Origin of the sequence: Ruegeria arenilitoris, assembly GCF_013035425.1 — a bacterium.
GTDB classification, from domain to species: Bacteria; Pseudomonadota; Alphaproteobacteria; order Rhodobacterales; family Rhodobacteraceae; genus Ruegeria; species Ruegeria arenilitoris_A.
The window spans coordinates 336,988-354,787 of the sequence record NZ_WQHX01000003.1; the positions used below are offsets into that span (position 1 = coordinate 336,988).

At 53.1% G+C, this 17,800-nt stretch carries 14 protein-coding genes; 10 read left to right on the plus strand and 4 right to left on the minus strand.

The annotated features are described in order from the left end of the window. Window positions 1-28: 28 nt before the first annotated feature. Complete coding sequence (locus GOV45_RS10695; RefSeq protein ID WP_170477178.1) at window positions 29-664, minus strand: pyridoxamine 5'-phosphate oxidase family protein; 636 nt, start codon at window positions 662-664, stop codon at window positions 29-31. Window positions 665-897: 233 nt separating this feature from the next. On the opposite strand from GOV45_RS10695, the gene GOV45_RS10700 reads away from it, so the two are divergent. Beyond that, window positions 898-2,055, plus strand: coding sequence for an acyl-CoA dehydrogenase family protein (locus GOV45_RS10700; RefSeq protein WP_170477180.1), 1,158 nt, complete (start codon window positions 898-900; stop codon window positions 2,053-2,055). Between the two features lie 67 nt (window positions 2,056-2,122). On the opposite strand, the gene GOV45_RS10705 is transcribed toward GOV45_RS10700, so the two are convergent. Then, the gene (locus GOV45_RS10705) at window positions 2,123-3,022 is read right to left on the minus strand and encodes a LysR family transcriptional regulator (protein WP_170477183.1); all 900 of its coding nucleotides are present in this window, start codon (window positions 3,020-3,022) and stop codon (window positions 2,123-2,125) included. A gap of 218 nt (window positions 3,023-3,240) precedes the next feature. Here GOV45_RS10705 and GOV45_RS10710 point away from each other — a divergent pair, with 218 nt between their 5' ends. Genes GOV45_RS10710 through GOV45_RS10720 form a run of 3 tightly spaced genes read left to right on the plus strand, consistent with a single transcriptional unit; the run spans window position 3,241 to window position 7,780 of the window. Next, window positions 3,241-5,433 carry a dehydrogenase E1 component subunit alpha/beta gene (locus GOV45_RS10710; protein ID WP_170477186.1) on the plus strand — a complete coding sequence of 731 codons (2,193 nt, stop codon included), beginning with the start codon at window positions 3,241-3,243 and terminating at the stop codon, window positions 5,431-5,433. Continuing rightward, window positions 5,430-6,464, plus strand: a complete 1,035-nt coding sequence (locus tag GOV45_RS10715; protein WP_170477189.1) for an ACP S-malonyltransferase — start codon at window positions 5,430-5,432, stop codon at window positions 6,462-6,464. The genes GOV45_RS10710 and GOV45_RS10715 overlap by 4 nt, the downstream gene beginning before the upstream one ends. A 44-nt stretch (window positions 6,465-6,508) precedes the next feature. Beyond that, window positions 6,509-7,780, plus strand: coding sequence for an NAD(P)/FAD-dependent oxidoreductase (locus GOV45_RS10720; protein WP_170477192.1), 1,272 nt, complete (start codon window positions 6,509-6,511; stop codon window positions 7,778-7,780). A 4-nt stretch (window positions 7,781-7,784) separates the two neighbouring features. Here GOV45_RS10720 and GOV45_RS10725 read toward each other — a convergent pair whose 3' ends face one another. Next, complete coding sequence (locus tag GOV45_RS10725) at window positions 7,785-8,486, minus strand: SDR family oxidoreductase (RefSeq protein ID WP_170477195.1); 702 nt, start codon at window positions 8,484-8,486, stop codon at window positions 7,785-7,787. A 132-nt stretch (window positions 8,487-8,618) separates the two neighbouring features. Between GOV45_RS10725 and GOV45_RS10730 the strand changes: the two genes are divergently transcribed. Beyond that, window positions 8,619-9,443 carry a LysR substrate-binding domain-containing protein gene (locus GOV45_RS10730; RefSeq protein ID WP_367648673.1) on the plus strand — a complete coding sequence of 275 codons (825 nt, stop codon included), beginning with the start codon at window positions 8,619-8,621 and terminating at the stop codon, window positions 9,441-9,443. On the opposite strand, the gene GOV45_RS10735 is transcribed toward GOV45_RS10730, so the two are convergent. Then, entirely contained in the window at window positions 9,434-10,336 is a 903-nt protein-coding gene (locus GOV45_RS10735; RefSeq protein ID WP_170477198.1) for a LysR family transcriptional regulator, read from the minus strand. The two genes, GOV45_RS10730 and GOV45_RS10735, sit on opposite strands and share 10 nt — an antisense overlap. A 75-nt stretch (window positions 10,337-10,411) precedes the next feature. Between GOV45_RS10735 and GOV45_RS10740 the strand changes: the two genes are divergently transcribed. From GOV45_RS10740 to GOV45_RS10760, 5 genes are all read left to right on the plus strand, one after another. Further along, window positions 10,412-13,624: a reductive dehalogenase gene (locus GOV45_RS10740; RefSeq protein WP_170477201.1), complete on the plus strand. Its 3,213-nt coding sequence runs from the start codon at window positions 10,412-10,414 to the stop codon at window positions 13,622-13,624. Between the two features lie 128 nt (window positions 13,625-13,752). Then, a complete protein-coding gene (locus GOV45_RS10745) occupies window positions 13,753-14,619 on the plus strand; it encodes an FAD binding domain-containing protein (RefSeq protein WP_170477204.1) in 867 nt (288 codons plus the stop codon). Next, entirely contained in the window at window positions 14,616-15,095 is a 480-nt protein-coding gene (locus GOV45_RS10750; RefSeq protein ID WP_170477207.1) for a (2Fe-2S)-binding protein, read from the plus strand. The genes GOV45_RS10745 and GOV45_RS10750 overlap by 4 nt, the downstream gene beginning before the upstream one ends. Then, window positions 15,095-17,350: a xanthine dehydrogenase family protein molybdopterin-binding subunit gene (locus GOV45_RS10755; RefSeq protein ID WP_170477210.1), complete on the plus strand. Its 2,256-nt coding sequence runs from the start codon at window positions 15,095-15,097 to the stop codon at window positions 17,348-17,350. The genes GOV45_RS10750 and GOV45_RS10755 overlap by 1 nt, the downstream gene beginning before the upstream one ends. Then, window positions 17,343-17,588: a MoaD/ThiS family protein gene (locus GOV45_RS10760; protein ID WP_170477213.1), complete on the plus strand. Its 246-nt coding sequence runs from the start codon at window positions 17,343-17,345 to the stop codon at window positions 17,586-17,588. Before GOV45_RS10755 ends, GOV45_RS10760 begins: the two co-directional genes overlap by 8 nt. Window positions 17,589-17,800: the final 212 nt, after the last annotated feature.

The following is a 17,800-nucleotide window of genomic DNA, read 5'->3' on the forward strand; positions in this document are numbered from 1 at the left end:
TCAAGGGTCAATGGCATATTTTTGTAACTTAAATGTCGTTCGGGCCCTTCAGCTCTGCGAGCTCAGCCTTCAACTTTTCATTCTCTGACTGAAGTTGGGCCAATTGCTTACCTAACTCGTTCAAGTGCGGGCGCAGTTCGGCCTCGGTAAAGCGCGGTGTGATATGGCGCGGACAGTTCCAGTCTAAGGCTTCTACATGGATGATAGCCGAACGTTCCGCTTTAGCCTCTGCCTCATTTGGGTAAAGGGAGGCGGCAGCGCCAGGACCTTCTGTAAATGTCATGCGCCCTAAAACCTTGAGCCGCTTTTTGTTGGCATAATCCATTAGGATCAGGGCAACGCGGTCATTGCCGTCCAAATTGCCGCGTGAAATATATTGTCTGTTCCCAGAGAAATCTGCGTAGCCGAGCGTTTTTGAATCCAGGACTCTTAGAAAACCAACCGGTCCGCCACGAAACTGAACATACGGCCAGCCAGTTTCTGATACGGTGGCTTGATAGAACCCATCCCGGGCCTGAATAAACGCCTGCTCTGCCGGACCGATTTCATGACCCTGTTGCGGGCCAGTTTCCAAGAATTTGCTATAAGTTTCCGCCGATCCCATGCGCTCTTGATGGGCGCGGACAGAAGGCGTGAATGTCAGTTCTGAAAAGGCGCGGGGCATGATCATTTTCCTTTGCAGACTAGAGTGCTCGGATACGTAACTCGAATAAGGCGTGCGTTGCTCCGCAATCAAGCCGAATCCCACGGTATTGTCATCGACAAGACTGTTTTCGTGATCACTTAACCGTCTGATTTAAAAAACGTTACGTTGCAATCCTCCGACACGACGTCATACGGATTGGAAGGAATCGCAGGTGAGGTTAGCTTTGGTTGACGCCAATGAACGAGGTTGCGATGCCACTTTTCACCAGTTCCGCCGCTTGGGTTACTGAAGAACATCGGATGTATGCTGACATGGCCGGCCGATTTCTGGACGACGAGCTTGTGCCCAATGTCGAGGCTTGGATCGAGCAGGGAGTGGTCGATCGCGCCTTTTGGGAAAAAGCCGGGCAGGCCGGATTGATGGCTGGTGCTATTGCCGAGGAATATGGCGGCGTTGGCGGGGGAATGGGTTTTGATGCGGTAACCCTTTATGAACAAAGCGCGCGCGGCGACGCAGGTTGGGGCTATGGCATCCAATCTATCGTGATACACTACATCGACGCTTACGGCAGCGAGGAACAAAAGCAGAAGTGGCTGCCTAAACTGGCCTCCGGCGAAATGATCGGTGCGTTAGCAATGACTGAACCTGGTACAGGATCGGATGTGCAGGCTGTGCGCACTTCGGCGGACAAGGATGGCAACTCTTATTGTATAAACGGGTCGAAGATATTCATAACGAACGGTCAGTCTGCCGACTTGATTATTGTTACGGCCAAAACCGACAAGGCTTTGGGCGCCAAAGGAGTGTCTTTGATAGTTGTCGAAACGGATGGAGCAGATGGCTTTCGCCGGGGCAGGAACCTTAAAAAACTAGGAATGAAAGGCAACGATACTGCTGAACTGTTCTTTGAGGACGTGAAAGTTCCTATGACCAATCTGCTCGGTCCGGAAGAGGGTCAGGGGTTCTATCAATTGATGACCCAATTGCCGTGGGAGCGATTGACGATTGGCATAATGGCCTTGGGTGCAATCGATTTTGCCATCGCCGAAACAGTGAAATACGTGCAGGAGCGGAAGGCTTTTGGTCAGCGCGTAATGGACTTTCAGAATACACGGTTCAAATTGGCGGAATGCAAAACGAAAGCGGAAGTTCTACGCAGTTTCGTGAATGAGTGTATTGCCAAGCTTGAAACCGGAAAGTTGGATGCCGCTACGGCGTCAATGGTCAAATACTGGGGATCCGAAGTGCAAAACGAAATCATGCACGAGTGTTTGCAACTGTTTGGCGGATACGGGTTCATGATGGAATATCCGATTGCCAGACTTTACGCCGATGCGCGAGTTCAGATGATATACGGCGGGACAAATGAAGTGATGAAAGAGCTAATTGCCCGATCATTAGATGTCTGAACTGAACGCTAAGGTGCCGGTACGACATAGGCAAAACTAGTTGATCGATCGGTAGGCCAATAGTCTGTCACTGGTGTGATTTATCTGACAATTGTCCTTCCAGCCAAATACGAAACGACTTGACTGGTTCGGGCAAGGCTCGATCCTTAGGCCATACAAGATAGTAGTCTCCCAGACTGATGGCGGGTGCATTCCACGCTAGCTTTAACCGCCCTTCAGACAGATCATTCTTGACTAAAAATGTAGGAAGCAGCGCAACACCGAGGCCGTGGATGGTTGCTTGAACCATGGTTGAAAATTGATCAAACAGCATTCCCTGTAAGCCTTGGACCGCTTGGCCTTGTGTTGAAAACCACTGCTCCCAGGCGTCAGCGCGCGTATCCAAATGCAAAAGTGGCGCATCACGCAACATTTCCAAGGTGTTCAAGCCTTGCAAGGCCAAGGCGGGTGAACAGACGGGTAAAACCTCTTCTCGCATGATTTTCAGGTAACTCACACCGGTCCAGTCTTTACGTCCGAAATGTATTGCTGCGTGAAAATGCTCATTTGAGAAATCAAAAGGTTTTAGCCTTGTACCCAAATTCACGGTCACCTCTGGATGACTTTGCGCAAAGTCAAGTAATCGTGGGGCAAGCCAGTGCATTCCAAATGCAGGCAGGATCGACAGGTTTAAAGAACCACCAGCCGGGTTCGCCGTAAGGCGTAAGGCAGCCTGCGCAAGATCCTTCAATGAGGACCGGGCGGTTTCAACATAGTCTTTTGCGGCGGGTGTCAGTTGCAGGCGCATTTGACTGCGCTCGATCAAATCGATCCCCAACTGGTCTTCAGCAGCCTTAAGTTGCCTGCTGATGGCGCTTTGCGTGAGCGAAAGCTCGTGCGCGGCTGCAGAAGCGCTGCCCAATCTGTCCACGGCCTCCAAGGCCAGCAGGGATGAAATTGATGGAAGGAAACGACGGGGCGCTATCATATGACAAATCCTCATACCTTTTGAATGCAATATCACTGGTGTTTGACGTCGGCCAGAGCCATGACAAACATGCGACCTTGCTTGTCGTGCCGTCAGTATCTGTATGGTGGTAACTGTGCAGATCACTCAAACTGCTTAGACTGGCAGGGAAAAACCAATGACGAATTGTTGCAGGCGTTATTAAGGCTAACGATGCACTGCTGAAATTGAGGTATGCCATGGATCGCGCCCAGATCGTTCACCAGAACTTCCTGAACCGGGTCGCCAACCGTGAATTTCCGCACGGGAACGCCCCTGTATCAGGATTATCCAAAGAAGATGCGGTTTCTCTATTCCGGTCGCAGGTTCTTAGTCGTGCGTTGGATCAAACAAGCCGGACTATGCAGAAAGAAGGTAAGGGCTTCTACACGATCGGTTCATCGGGTCACGAGGGGATGGCCGCCGTAGCCCATGCATTGCGACCGACCGATATCGCCTTTTTGCACTATAGGGATGCGGCGTTTCAGATAGCGCGTGCCGAACAATTGCCGGGCCAGCAGATCGCCTGGGATATGCTATTGAGTTTTGCCTGCTCATGCGAAGATCCGACATCCGGCGGCCGCCACAAGGTTCTTGGGTCCAAGGCGTTGATGATACCGCCACAGACGTCGACAATAGCCAGCCATCTCCCAAAGGCGGTCGGTGCGGCCTATGCGCTGGGCGCGGCTCGGCGAAACGCTCCCGAGCATAGGCAGTTGCCTGAAGACGGTATTGCCATGTGTTCGTTTGGGGACGCTTCTGCAAATCACTCAACTGCGCAAGGGGCGATCAACACCGCCGGGTGGACAAGCGTGCAGTCGACACCTCTGCCATTGTTGTTCGTGTGTGAGGATAATGGAATTGGAATATCGGTAAAAACGCCTAAAGGCTGGATTCAGATTTCTATGCAGCATCGACCTGGCATCAAGTATTTTCAGGCCAACGGGTTGGATATCTATGAGACTTATGCCGTCGCCAAAGAGGCTGCAGAATACGTACGCACCAGGCGAAAGCCTGCATTCCTGCACTTAAAGACTGTTCGTCTTTATGGTCACGCAGGCGCAGATATGCCAACAACGTACCTAAGCAAATCCGAAGTCGAAGCGGACGAGGCCAATGACCCGCTTTTGCACTCGGTCCGATTAATGGATCAAGCCGAGGCTCTCTCTCCCGATGACGCGTTGAGAATCTATACAGACACATGTGCGCGAGCCAAACGGATCGCGGCTGAAGCATCCTCGCGCCCGCACTTGGCCGATGCACAGGAGGTCATGAAAAGTTTGATTCCTCCTAAACGTCCATGCAAGCCCACTAATGGACCGGGCGCCAAGGCGCGAGCCGACGCTTTTGGAAACGACCTGCGCGCTTTGGACGAACCGCAACCCATGAGCCGCCTGATCAACTGGGCGCTGACTGATCTGATGCTGGAACATTCTGAGATCGTGTGTATGGGCGAAGATGTGGGACGCAAAGGCGGAGTGTATGGTGTTACGCAAAAACTGCAGCAACGTTTCGGCGCTGATAGAGTGATCGATACTTTGTTGGATGAACAGGCCATTTTGGGATTGGCAATTGGAATGGGGCATAATGGATTTATCCCGATCCCAGAAATTCAGTTCCTCGCTTACTTGCACAATGCTGAGGATCAAATCAGAGGTGAAGCGGCCACGCTTCCATTCTTCTCGAATGGACAATTTACCAATCCAATGGTGGTTCGTATTGCCGGACTCGGTTATCAGAAAGGTTTCGGCGGACACTTTCACAATGACAATTCACTTGCTGTTTTGCGGGATATTCCTGGGGTCATTTTAGCGTGTCCGTCGACCGGCGCAGACGCGGCAAAAATGCTGCGGGAATGCGTGCGGCTCGCCCGCGAAGAACAGCGCGTCGTGGCGTTTGTGGAACCAATAGCGCTCTACCCAATGCGTGATCTTCACCAGCCTCAGGACGGGGGGTGGATGACCATTTATCCGTCGTCGGAACAACGGATCGCACTGGGCCAGGTTGGTGTGCATGGAAACGGTACCGACCTGGCGATTGTGACCTATGGCAACGGGAACTACTTGTCGCAACAGGCTTTACCGGAATTACAGACCGCTGGTGTTAAGACACGTGTTATCGACATGCGTTGGCTAGCGCCATTGCCTACTAAAGGAATTTTAACAGCCACCAAGGATTGTCGACACGTGTTGATCGTCGATGAATGCCGCAGAACTGGAAGTCAATCAGAAGGCTTGATGACCTTATTCTGCGAGGAACAGTCTCATATTCCGATTGGACGCGTAGTTGCCGAAGACAGCTTTATCGCAACAGGGCCAGCCTATGCGGCGACCCTGCCCTCACGCAAAGGCATAGTGAAAGCAGCTTTGGAATTGACGGGAGAAGCTATATGACCCGAACCGCCGTCGTGATTTGTCCTGGACGGGGGACATATAACAAGGCCGAACTGGGCTATCTTCGTCGCAATCACCCAAGCCGGATGGCTCTGTTTAAAGGCTTTGACGCCATACGAGCCGAGAACGGGCAAGAAACAATAACGGGCTTGGACGGTGCAGATAGGTTCTCTGCCGCTAAATATTCACGCGGAGATGTCGCCTCCGCACTGATATTCTCAGCCTCGTTGGCGGATTCGCAGAATTTGGCTAGCGACATCGAAGTAGTCGCCGTTACCGGGAATTCCATGGGATGGTACAGTGCGCTGACCGCGGCGGGAGCACTGAGCGCAGCGGAAGGTTTCCGCGTCGCTAATACAATGGGCACGTTAATGCAGGCCAATTTGATTGGGGGCCAGTTAGTTTATCCGCTTGTAGGTGATGATTGGGTGAATGACCCCATTCGCAAAGCATCAATTTTGAAGGAAGTCGCTCGAATAAATAATGTGCAGGGACATACACTGGCATTATCAATTGATCTGGGTGGAATGTTGGTTCTGGCCGGAAATGATGCAGGCTTGACAGACTTTGCGGAATCGCAACCTGTTGTTCAGGAAAGATTTCCCCTGCGTCTTCACAACCACGCGGCCTTCCATACTCAGCTACAAAGTCCCGTCGCGGCGGAAGGACAGGCGGTTCTCAGTGAGATAAAATTTACCCAACCCAATCGTCCGATCATTGATGGGCGTGGCAAAATTTGGTGGCCCGGCGCGGTCGATACGCAAAAGCTGAGGGACTACACCTTGGGGTATCAGGTGACTGAAGCCTATGATTTCACGCGCGCTGTACAAACAGCGGCCCGGGAATTTGCACCGGATCTTTTCATCGTAACAGGTCCCGGAACAACGCTGGGTGGAGCAGTCGCCCAATCATTGGTTCTGGCAAATTGGCGAGGAATGAAAGATAAAGCAGCGTTCTTGGCAGTGCAGGAAAGTCAAAACCTGCTTGTGGCGATGGGCCGGGAAGACCAAAGAGCACTTGTAGTCGGTTGAATTTGTTTCAATTGTCGGCGCGAAATGCAGGGAACTATCTGTCTGTGAATTCTGTTGATCATTCGTTGTGGCGGAAGACCTGTGCTGAAAAGGTCGAAACGAATTCATTAACCGGGAGTGTTTCGGTTGATTTGGCAGTAATAGGCGGCGGTTACACGGGCTGTTCTGCAGCCCTTACAGCCGCAAAGGCGGGTGCTGAGGTTTGCCTACTTGAAGCGGAAGAGATCGGTCATGGCGGTTCTGGTCGCAACGTAGGGTTGGTAAACGCGGGGCTTTGGCTGCCTCCGAAGAAAATCCGCGAACGCCTGGGAGAACAGGTTGGGAATCGGCTAATTCAGCTTTTGGCGGCAGCCCCTGCCGAGGTTTTTAAGTTGATCGAACGTCATCAAATCGATTGCGATCCGCTTCAAAATGGAACATTGCATTGCGCCCATTCAAAGGTGGGCGAGATGGATCTCAAGTCACGGTATGCCCAATTAAAAGAATCCGGAGCGCCAGTAGAATTGATTTCCGCAGAAGATACGAAATCCAAAACAGGCAGCGACCAGTTTCAAGCGGCGCTGTTTGACCCGCGTGCGGGGACGATCCAGCCATTGGCTTATTGTGTGGGACTGGCCCGAGCAGCGTCGCAGGCAGGTGCACAGATATTTGAACAAAGCGCGGTGCTGTCGCTTGATTATCTGGATAACCATTGGGTTTTGGCCACGTCGAATGGTACAGTACACGCCAAGGCCGTTATTCAGGCCACAAACGCTTATCATCAAAACCTAAATCTGACGCGACCGCAGTATGTTCCGATGTACTTTTTTCAATACGCGACAGCCCCACTAGCCGAAAATCTTCGTGCCTGCATACTGTCAGGTGGTGAAGGATGCTGGGATACCGAGTTGATTATGACATCGTTCCGTATGGATCGGGATGGTCGATTTATTATAGGCGGAATGGGTGATTTGAGCAGTTTTGGGCGCTCTTTTCATCGTGGTTGGGTTAGGCGCAAACTTTCCGCGCTTTTTCCTTCGCTTGCGGATCAGCCCTTGGTTGACGAATGGCACGGCAGAATTGCTATGACCTCTGATCATTTACCAAAGATTATAAAACTCGGCCCAAATGTTTTGGCTGTGCACGGGTTTTCTGGGCGCGGGATCGGGCCGGGCACGGTTTTCGGCAGGATGATGGCCGAAAGCCTGTTGAAGGATGACCTGGCCCGGTTGCCAATTGCACCAGTGGCTCAATACAATGAGTCATGGACGCGGACGCGCCGGACTTTTTTTGAGACCGGCGCAGCGCTTACTCACCTGTTCAAGGCACGTTCTTAGCGGATTACACTGATCGCGTTATGCCACCGTCCACCCGAATATTCTGGCCGGTGATGTATCCACCGCCTTCAGAGGCCAGCAGGGAAACAACCGAGGCAATCTCATCATAACTGCGGCCATAACGACCCATCGGAATGCGGGCGCGGAATTCTTCCTTTTCCGGAAGGCTGTCGATGAACCCGGGCAGGACGTTGTTCATTCGGATGTTCTCAGCCGCATACTTGTCAGAAAAAAGCTTGGTAAAGGCCGCAAGTCCTGCTCGAAACACGCCGGATGTCGGAAATACCGGGTCGGGTTCGAAGACGGCAAAGGTCGAGATATTGATGATTGAACCGCCACCCTGTTCTTGCATTATTGGCGTCACCAGCCGGGTCGGACGAACCGCGTTCAGAAAGTATACTTCCATACCGGCATGCCAGTCTTCATCCGACAGTTCCAAAATGGGCGCTCTTGGGCCGTGGCCAGCTGAATTGACCAAAACATCTACACGTCCCCAATGTGACATTGCCGCGTCGACCAGTTTTCTCAGATCATCGTTGGATTGGTTCGACCCCGTAATCCCCACGCCCCCCAATTGTGCGGCCAATGCCTCGCCTTTGCCCGAGGATGACAAAATTCCAACTTTGAAACCGTCTGTCGCCAACCTACGTGCCGCGTCAGCGCCCATTCCACTGCCGCCTGCGGTGATCAATGCCACTTTCGTCATTTGTTTTTCTCCGTTCCTTGTTTGTCGGCATTTTGCAATCTGCGCGGGCGTTTGACCAATCAGTTCTTCTGACTTTATGCTGTAGAAAAACTACTGTTAAAGGTCATCTCGGCACTACCCCCACTCAATTCCATTCGCGCCTTTGAAGCTTCGGCAAGGCATCTGAATTTCCGTTTGGCCGCTGCTGAGCTAGGTGTCACTCAGGGTGCAGTTGCACAGCACGTTCGTGGGCTGAAGGCCCGACTAGGGCAGGCCCTGTTCGAACGGTTGCCCCGCGGACTGAGATTGACCGAGGCTGGTCGTCGTTTTCATTCTCCGTTGCGACGGGCATTTAGGTTGATCGAAGAAGCTGTGGACGACCTATCGGGCCATCGCCAAATAACTATCTCCGTCACGCCAAGCTTTGCGTCGAAATGGCTCGTTCCGCGCCTTAACGACTTTATAAGAAAGAACCCGGAAATAGCGGTGCAAGTAGATGCGCGTGAGCGTTTGGCGGATTTCAGAACAGATGGTGTGGACATTGCTGTTCGGCAAAGCCGCGGGCCAATTGGCGACGGCTTCAATGCAAAGCCGTTGTTTTCGAACGAGTTCATTCCCGTGTGCAACCCCTCGCTGGGCGACCAAATTTCCGTTCCAAATGACCTGATGCGTTTTACCTTACTAACCGACTCACATGGTCTGTGGCCGCTGTTCCTTGAACGGGTCGAAGTGGCGGGTCGGGCTAGGACGATGAGCTTTAGTCAAACAAGCCTCGCGATTGATGCGGCAGTATCGGGGCAGGGAGTGGCTTTGGCGAACGCTGCGTTAGTCGCATCTGAGCTCGCTTCAGGCGAGCTTGTTCAACCACTGAATGAAACCTTGTTCGACGATCTTGTTTTTTTCGTCGTTGCCCCCCTAAAGCCCCGCCAACCCGAACTTGTTTCGCTTATGCGCGACTGGCTTCTTTCTCAGGCTTGAAGGTTGGCGGCAATCGCTTCGACCCGCGTGCGCAACCAGCGATGCGCAGGATCATTCGCGGATCTCTGATGCCAAACCATGTATATGTTCACAGGTTCGCAATCGAACGGGAGTTCTGCGCAATCCAAACCTGCCAGGGGTCCCTTCTTCATCAGTGCTGTGTCCGTCGAGATCAAATCGCTGCCTTTTACAAACGATGGGATCGCGTTGAAATGGGGCAGTGTCACCGTTGCAGGGTTAATCTGGCTCTGGTCGACGCCGCGCATAACGCTGCGGGCGCTGCGACCATCGGCAAAACGAACGTCGACATGCTCGCTTTGGCAATAAGTTTCCCAACTGTCCGGCGGATCGCGTCTGCTGGCGTCAAAAAATATCATCAAAGGGCTGGTCAAGAGCCGCTTTTGAAAGATATCTGGACCATCTGGCGGCAGCGGCGTCAGCATCATCTGACACCGGTCACTTCGTAGCAATTCAGGGTCTGGTACTCCGGAAGATATAAACTCCAATCTCAATCGGACGTTCTCGGCGCGGACAGAACGCAGGAGATCGGGAAAAATTAACTCACGTGGCATGTCGTTAGCAGCGATCTGAATATTGATTTGTTCAGACAAAGGATCAAAAGGTCGCTCTTGGGTCAGTGCACGCATTCCATCCAGAACAAGCTGCGCCGGGTCTTTCAACGCCAACGCGCGTTCGGTCGGGGTCAAGCCTTGTCCCGAACGTACGAACAATGGATCTCCCAAAATTTGTCGCAACTTTGATAGTGTGTGACTGATCGCCGACTGCGTGACCCCAAGCCGATCCGCTGCTTTTGAAACCGAACTTTCCTGTAAAATTGTCAGAAAGACCCGTAAAACCTTTCCATCCAATTCAGTAAAATCAATTTTCCTCATACCATCTATGATTATCTATGAATGGTTTTGCTGTCTACGGCGGGATACGTCACGATAACAATCAGGAGGCACGCGATGGGTATCCGTTTTTTCTCGGACAAAAACCGCCCCGTTCACATGGGGCCGTATCCGTTGGAACGGTTGGCGCGGCAATCTCGGATGCCGGATCTGTCGCAGGTTAAACCCATGCGGCGTCTCAACTTTCATCGACCTGAGCGTCCTGAAAACATCGTAAACGCGATGGGTGAGTTTCAGGCCATGATGGATGCCATCCGAGACGGAATTGTTAATCCAGTGATTTCAGAAATCCCAACCGATCCGGTCGAGCGAACAAATCATTTAAAAGCCTTTGGTTACTTCAATGATGCATCGATGATGGGGTGCGGTCCATTGCCATCTGATGCGTTCCTACCCGAGCCGCGACGAAATCCCGATATCGACCGTTTGGCTAATGCGTTAAAAACTCGTCAGACAAAAACGTTGGCTTCGGGCATCGATGTCATAATGGCTGATCTAAAAGAGAGCATGGAAGCTGCACCTGGCTCGATAGAGAACCACAGGCATTCAATCGTTTTTCTTTATGAACATCACCGGGACCCGGAACCGTCTGAACCTGGCTCTGACTGGATATTGGATGCTCAGGATCACCGAGCCTGCCTGAGGGCCACGGAAAATGCAGTCGTCATAGCAAATTACATCCGACTTTTGGGATTTGACGCGCGGGCTCATACATCCATGTCGTCAGAAGTTGATTTAGGCAAGTTGGCAGTAGCTGCAGGGCTGGCTTCGGTCGAAAACGGCGAGCTAGTTGCGCCTTGGTTGGGCCGAAGCTTTGGCCTCGCCGCCGTAACGACAGAACTGGAACTCTCCCATGATCAACCTTTGTGTCCGCTGGCACAGCAGCCTTGGTTTCGTACGCAAGGACCGGCTTGGTGGCTGGGTGTCGGATTTGCCAAGAACGCGTTGAACCGAGACGCTTATGCCAAGCGGAGGTATGTGGACGGCGCGCATCCTTTTGAAAAACTCAAACGAGTCGACAACCCGACAACGTATATCGACGAAGAGAATGTTGCGCGCGTACCCAAGCGGGCAGACATGTTCGCGCGCGCCCAATTTGGTGATATGGGCAAGGCGCTGCAGGACAGTGCGAAAGGTGGTTACTATGTTCGCAAGTCGGCGCCGAGTTTTGCGCAGCGTCGGGCATTGGGTGCTTTTGTTCTCTTACAGGACGGCGAAAGCGCCAATGACGTAAGACCCTCAGATCCGGTCAGAAATGCCGAAAACATCAAGGCCGCCAGTTATTTCCTGGGTGCCGATGCCGTAGGCCTTAGCAGATGCCCCGAGTGGACTTGGTATTCTCACGACGCAACCGGAGAAGAGATTAAGCCGCCCCATGATCAGGCGGTCAGTATGATCATTGACCAGGGTTATGAGACAATGGAAGGCGCAAGCGGCGACGATTGGATAAGCGTTGCCCAGTCTATGCGCGCGTATTTGAGGTTTTCGCTGCTCGGTGGGGTGATAGCCCAACAAATCCGCAACCTTGGATATAAGGCCAAAGCCCACACGGTGATGGATGGTGAGGTTCTGCAACCTCCGTTGCTGCTGCTGTCAGGATTGGGCGAAGTCAGCCGGATCGGTGAGGTTATTCTAAACCCCTATTTGGGCCCTCGCCTGAAATCGGGTGTGGTTACGACCGATATGCCGATGAATCATGACAAACCTATCGACTTTGGCCTGCAATCGTTTTGCGAAAGTTGCAACAAATGCGCCCGTGAATGCCCTTCTGGGGCAATTACGGCAGGACCAAAACTTATGTTCAACGGCTATGAGATCTGGAAGTCCGACAGTCAAAAATGTGCCACGTATAGGATCACGACGCCGGGCGGCGCCATGTGCGGGCGGTGCATGAAAACCTGCCCGTGGAACCTTGAAGGTATTTTCAAAGAACGTCCCTTTAGATGGGCGGCAATGAATGTCCCTGCCGCCGCACCTGTGCTGGCCAAATTGGATGACGCCGTCGGAAATGGTGGCTTGAATGATATCAAGAAGTGGTGGTGGGATAACGAACTGCAAGCTGACGGGGCCTATCGCCCATCGGCTAATCCGCTAAATCGGCGGGACCTGCAAAGGGATTTGGACCTGAAATACGAGGATCAGACCTTGGCCGTCTATCCCGCGAATCTGGCACCGCACCCATGGCCGTACCCTTTTGCAATGGACCGCGAAGCAGGTATCGCCGCGTATCGGGACATGGTCTCGGCCAAGGAATATAAGGCTCGAAAGTCGGATGGTGATCTTTCGGTTGTCCATCACTATCGAATTGCAGGGGATGCACCGGTCATGAGGGTCGAGCTGACCCTGGCGGACAAAATGACTGCAGATGTGACTAAATTTGAGTTCTCTGCCTTGGATGGCAAACCATTACCCAAATGGACAGCGGGGGCGCATTTGGATGTTTTGGTGGCCCCAGAATTCCTGCGGCAATATTCCATGTCTGGTGACCCGTCCGACCGAAGCATCTATCAGATCGGCGTCCTTCGCGAGGATGAAGGGCGGGGCGGGTCCGCGCTTTTACACCGAATTTTTCAGGAGGGCCGAAAGGTTTTCATTTCAAAACCGATCAACCATTTCGAACTTGAGGAAACCGCATCAAAAACTTTTTTGATGGGTGGTGGAATCGGGATCACGCCGATGATTGCATTTGCCCATCGTTTGCATGCGTTGCAGCTTCCGTTTGAATTACACTATTCGGCCAGCAAGAGGGATGCGGCAGGGTATCTGGAGGACTTGGCCGCAATGCCTTGGGCGGATCAGGTTTATTATCACTTTTCTGATGAAGGCACGCGCGCCGACCTGGATGTTATTCTGGGCAGTTACCGAGAAGGTTGGCACGTTTATACGTGCGGACCAGATCGCTACATGGATGGAGTCATTCAGGCTGCGGAACGCCAGGGTTTTCCCGAGGAAGCCCGACATCTTGAGTATTTTTCAGTTCCTGAGCAACCTGAATATGAAAATCACCCGTTCAAGCTGCGTTTGGTGCGTTCAGGACGAGAACTGGTTGTTCCGGCAGACAAGAATGCGGCACAAGTGCTGAACGAAGCGGGTATCCATGTGGACGTAAAGTGCTCGGATGGAATATGCGGTGTCTGCAAATGCGGTTTAATTTCTGGCGATGTCCAGCATCGAGATTTCGTTCTTTCCAACAAACAACGTGAAGGCGCAATCATCCTTTGCCAAAGCCGAGCTGCCCTAAACGAAGGTGTTATCGAGATCGATCTTTAGAGCCCTTTTCGGTCAGGGGTCGCTGCGGTAAAAAATAGGTCGCTCCTGCCATGGACGTTGGTCGAATGCTGCACTAACGTCCCCTCCGAACCCAAGTAGACCCTGATCCACAGGTGCGAGGTAAATTCATGGATTATCACAGCCCCGCCAACTTTGCAGAAGCTTCGGCTCTGGCATCCAAGGCGACGGGAATCACTCGGTTTTTAGCAGGTGGTACAGATGTTCTGGTACAGCTGCGTTCGGAACTTGTGACGCCTGACACGCTGATCGACATCAAGAAAATAGATGGCGTGCGGGACATTACACGAAACGCTGACGGTAGCTGGACGCTTGGTGTCGCAGTGACAGGCGCCGAGATGAGCGAACATCCCGATTTGGGTAACGACTGGCCCGGATTGGTCGAAGCAATGGACCTGATCGGTTCGACCCAAGTGCAAGGTCGCGCAACGCTTACTGGCAACTTGTGCAATGGCTCTCCGGCCGCTGATTCCGTTCCAGCCATGATCGCTGCTGGGGCGACGGTGACCGTAACCGGACCGAAAGGCGACCGAGAGGTAGCAGTGGAAGACATCCCAACTGGTCCTGGGAAAACTGCGTTGACCAAGGGTGAGGTAGTTTCTGCAGTAAACATTCCGTCCCGAGGAGAGAGTGGTGGTGACGCGTACCTGCGTTTTATCCCACGCACCGAGATGGACATTGCCGTCGTCGGTGTCGGGGTTAATCTGCGTTTGGAAGGTGATGAGATCACCGAGGCGCGCGTTTCGCTCGGTGCAGTTGCGCCGACCGTTTTACTGGTTGAAGATTGCGCCAACGCGATCATCGGCACCTCGCTTGATGGTGAAGCTTTGGAAGCACTGGCCGCTGGGGCCACAGCAGCGTGTAACCCGATTGATGACAAACGGGGCACGATTGAGTTCCGTACCGAAGTCGCGGGTGTTCTCGCAAAGCGTGCCGCTAAAATCGCCTATGCCCGTGCGAAGGGAGAACAAGCATGAGCAAGTTTCACGTAACTACTCAGGTCAATGGGGATGAAGTTGAATTCCTTTGCGACCCACGCGAAACCCTACTTGATTGTCTGCGGGACAAGCTGAACCTTACCGGCGCCAAAGAGGGCTGCGGTACCGGTGACTGTGGCGCTTGTTCGGTTTCGGTCGATGGCCGTCTTGTCTGTTCCTGTCTGATGCTTGGCGTCGAGGCCGAAGGGAAGACAATAGAAACCGTCGAAGGCCTTGCCGATGGTGAAGTTTTGCATCCGCTGCAGCAAAAATTCATCGAACGCGCGGCGCTGCAATGCGGTATATGCACGCCGGGTATACTGGTTGCAGCCAAAGCGCTGCTGGAAAAGAACCCGGACCCGACCGAGGAAGAAACTCGTTACTGGCTGGCAGGCAATCTTTGCCGTTGCACGGGTTACGACAAGATCATTCGCGCCGTTATGGAGACGGCGGCTGAAATGCGGGAGGCTTCGTAATGGCACTCGACGATCGCAAATCTCAATTCACTTTTGTTGGCACAAGCCCGGATCGACCGGATGGTTTGGACAAAGTTACCGGACGCGCCAAATATGGGGCAGACGCTTATGCACCAGGGATGTTGCATGGAGCGATACTTCGTTCACCGCATGCGCATGCCAGGATCGTGAAGATAGACACCTCAAAGGCCGAGGCGCATAAGGACGTAAAGGCGGTAGTAACCCGCGCTGATTTTGCCAAAGTACCGTTTAAACCGGGGCTTGAGGGCGAATTCTGGAATGTTCTAGAAAATGTTATGGCGGGAGATAAGGCGCTGTACGACGGTCACGCAGTTGCGGCGGTCGCTGCGACTTCAGCACTGTCGGCGCGTGATGCACTAAAGCTGATCGACGTCGAATACGAAGTGCTGCCACATGTTACCGACGTAGACAAGGCAATGGCCCCGGATGCTCCGGTCATTCGGGAGGGCGCCGCTGATTATTCTGTTCCTGAAGGGATGCACCCAAACGTCGTTCGTTATCATGAAAGTGGACATGGCGATGTCGAGGCCGGCTTTGCCGAAGCCGATCTTGTGATCGAGGATAGATTTGTAACAGAAGCGACCCATCAGGGTTATATCGAACCTCACGCGTGTCTGGCATCGCTCGGCAACGATGGGAAAGGTGAGCTGTGGTGCACGACGCAAGGTCACTGGATCGCCCAAAAAACCTGCGCTGCACTGTTAGGGATTGAAACCGCGCAACTGCGCGTTTCGGCATCCGAGATAGGCGGCGGGTTTGGCGGTAAAACCACCGTTTTCATCGAACCCGTCGCACTTGCGTTGAGCCGCAAGGCCAATCGCCCTGTGAAGATCGTGATGACGCGGTCCGAAGTCTTCAGAGCTACTGGTCCGACCTCATCTGCCTCAATGGATGTAAAGATCGGTATGAAGAAGGATGGCACAATTTCAGCCGCTCAGGGCGTATTCCGTCTTCAGGGTGGGGCTTTCCCCGGCGCACCGGGCGACTTAACGGCGATGTGCGCCTTCGCCCCTTACAATCTGACCAACGTCAAACAGACCGGTTACGACGTGATGTCAAACCGTCCAAAGCAAGCCGCCTATCGCGCGCCGGGTGCGCCAATGGCGGCTTTTGCCGTTGAATCGGTGATTGACGAGATGTGTAATGAACTGGGTCTTGACCCCGTCGAAGTACGACTGAAAAACGCTGCACACGAAGGTACCAAAGCCAGCTTTGGCCCCAGATACGAACGTATTGGTTTGGTCGAAACGCTCGAAGCTGCGAAGGCGCATCCTCACTATTCAGCGCCGCTTAAACCGGGGCAAGGTCGTGGAATATCCTGCGGGTTCTGGTTTAACCACGGCGGCGAAACCTCGGTCTCATTGGCGCTGTCCGAGGATGGATCGGCCCAGTTGATGGTCGGAACGCCGGATATCGGCGGCTCTCGGGCCTCGATGGCATTGATGGCCGCTGAAGTTCTGGGCATTCCTTATGAGAATATTCGGGTCACTATCGCCGATACAGCGACGCTTGGGTACAACGACGTGAGCCACGGCTCCCGCGTGACTTATGCGTCAGGTTTGGCTACGATCAAGGCCGCCCATCATGCCGTCGAAAAGCTGTGTGAGCGGGCGGCGGCAAAGTGGGGTATTCCTGTCGATGCTGTAAAATGGGAAAACGGCTGCGCAGTACCCTCGGGTTCCAACGCAGGTGACTTCGATCCGATGCCATTGGCAGATATTACCGCAGACATGGGCTCGACAGGGGGTCCTATCTCGGGCCATTTCGAAGCCACTCCAGAAGGCGCCGGTGTTTCTTTTGGAACTCACATTGTGGACGCCGAGGTCGACCCTGAAACCGGAAAGACCAGCATCACGCGTTACACGGTTATTCAGGACGCGGGCAAAGCCATCCACCCTTCCTATGTTGAAGGTCAATTTCAAGGTGGTGCGGCACAAGGCATCGGTTGGGCGCTGAACGAAGAATATGTTTATGGCGAAGACGGTCGATTGCAAAATTCGATATTCCTTGACTATCGCGTTCCGGTAGCCAGTGACCTTCCAATGATCGATACAGTTATTGTCGAGGTACCCAACCCTGGCCATCCGTTTGGCGTTCGTGGGGTCGGTGAAACCGGGATTGTTCCGCCTCTTGCGGCTATCGCCAATGCCGTTTCAAATGCAGCCGGTGTGCGGATGCGGCAACTGCCTATGTCACCGCCGCGCATCTTGGCCGCGCTGAAGGGCAATGGTTGAAGTTCATCTCTGGTCTGGTCTCCGCTCATTGACCGGAGGCCAGCAAGTTGTTGAGGTGCAAGCGCGCACGACCGGAGAATTGTTGCGCGAACTCGTGCGTATCCATCCTCAGCTGAAGGGCCCGATTGACGCTGGTGTGTCAATCGCCGTCGATGGCCGCGTCATTGCCACGGGTTTGACCGAACCAATTCCGGAGGGCAGTGAGGTTTATCTGATGCAACGCTTAAGAGGGGGCTGACGCGGGGCATCGCAGCACAGATATATACCGCCTTAATAAGGTAAAAAACAAAAAGGCATTTTGCTTTTAGGCCATTGTCTTCGTTCAACTATTCAAAGAATATGCAATTGGCTTTCAATGCTGAAAAAACGGTGACTTTGGTTTTTCTCAGCAAAACCTACTAGTCTTATTAGATACCGTAAATCGCGATGATCAATTCGACTAAGAAGCTA

What these genes read in the sequence shown, in the direction of transcription:
- GOV45_RS10760 (WP_170477213.1), top strand. Translation starts at nt 17,343, where the DNA reads ATGGTTGAAGTTCATCTCTGGTCTGGTCTCCGCTCATTGACCGGAGGC.
- GOV45_RS10755 (WP_170477210.1), top strand. Translation starts at nt 15,095, where the DNA reads ATGGCACTCGACGATCGCAAATCTCAATTCACTTTTGTTGGCACAAGC.
- GOV45_RS10750 (WP_170477207.1), top strand. Translation starts at nt 14,616, where the DNA reads ATGAGCAAGTTTCACGTAACTACTCAGGTCAATGGGGATGAAGTTGAA.
- GOV45_RS10710 (WP_170477186.1), top strand. Translation starts at nt 3,241, where the DNA reads ATGGATCGCGCCCAGATCGTTCACCAGAACTTCCTGAACCGGGTCGCC.
- GOV45_RS10715 (WP_170477189.1), top strand. Translation starts at nt 5,430, where the DNA reads ATGACCCGAACCGCCGTCGTGATTTGTCCTGGACGGGGGACATATAAC.
- GOV45_RS10725 (WP_170477195.1), bottom strand. Translation starts at nt 8,486, where the DNA reads ATGACGAAAGTGGCATTGATCACCGCAGGCGGCAGTGGAATGGGCGCT.
- GOV45_RS10740 (WP_170477201.1), top strand. Translation starts at nt 10,412, where the DNA reads ATGGGTATCCGTTTTTTCTCGGACAAAAACCGCCCCGTTCACATGGGG.
- GOV45_RS10745 (WP_170477204.1), top strand. Translation starts at nt 13,753, where the DNA reads ATGGATTATCACAGCCCCGCCAACTTTGCAGAAGCTTCGGCTCTGGCA.
- GOV45_RS10695 (WP_170477178.1), bottom strand. Translation starts at nt 664, where the DNA reads ATGCCCCGCGCCTTTTCAGAACTGACATTCACGCCTTCTGTCCGCGCC.
- GOV45_RS10705 (WP_170477183.1), bottom strand. Translation starts at nt 3,022, where the DNA reads ATGATAGCGCCCCGTCGTTTCCTTCCATCAATTTCATCCCTGCTGGCC.
- GOV45_RS10700 (WP_170477180.1), top strand. Translation starts at nt 898, where the DNA reads ATGCCACTTTTCACCAGTTCCGCCGCTTGGGTTACTGAAGAACATCGG.
- GOV45_RS10735 (WP_170477198.1), bottom strand. Translation starts at nt 10,336, where the DNA reads ATGAGGAAAATTGATTTTACTGAATTGGATGGAAAGGTTTTACGGGTC.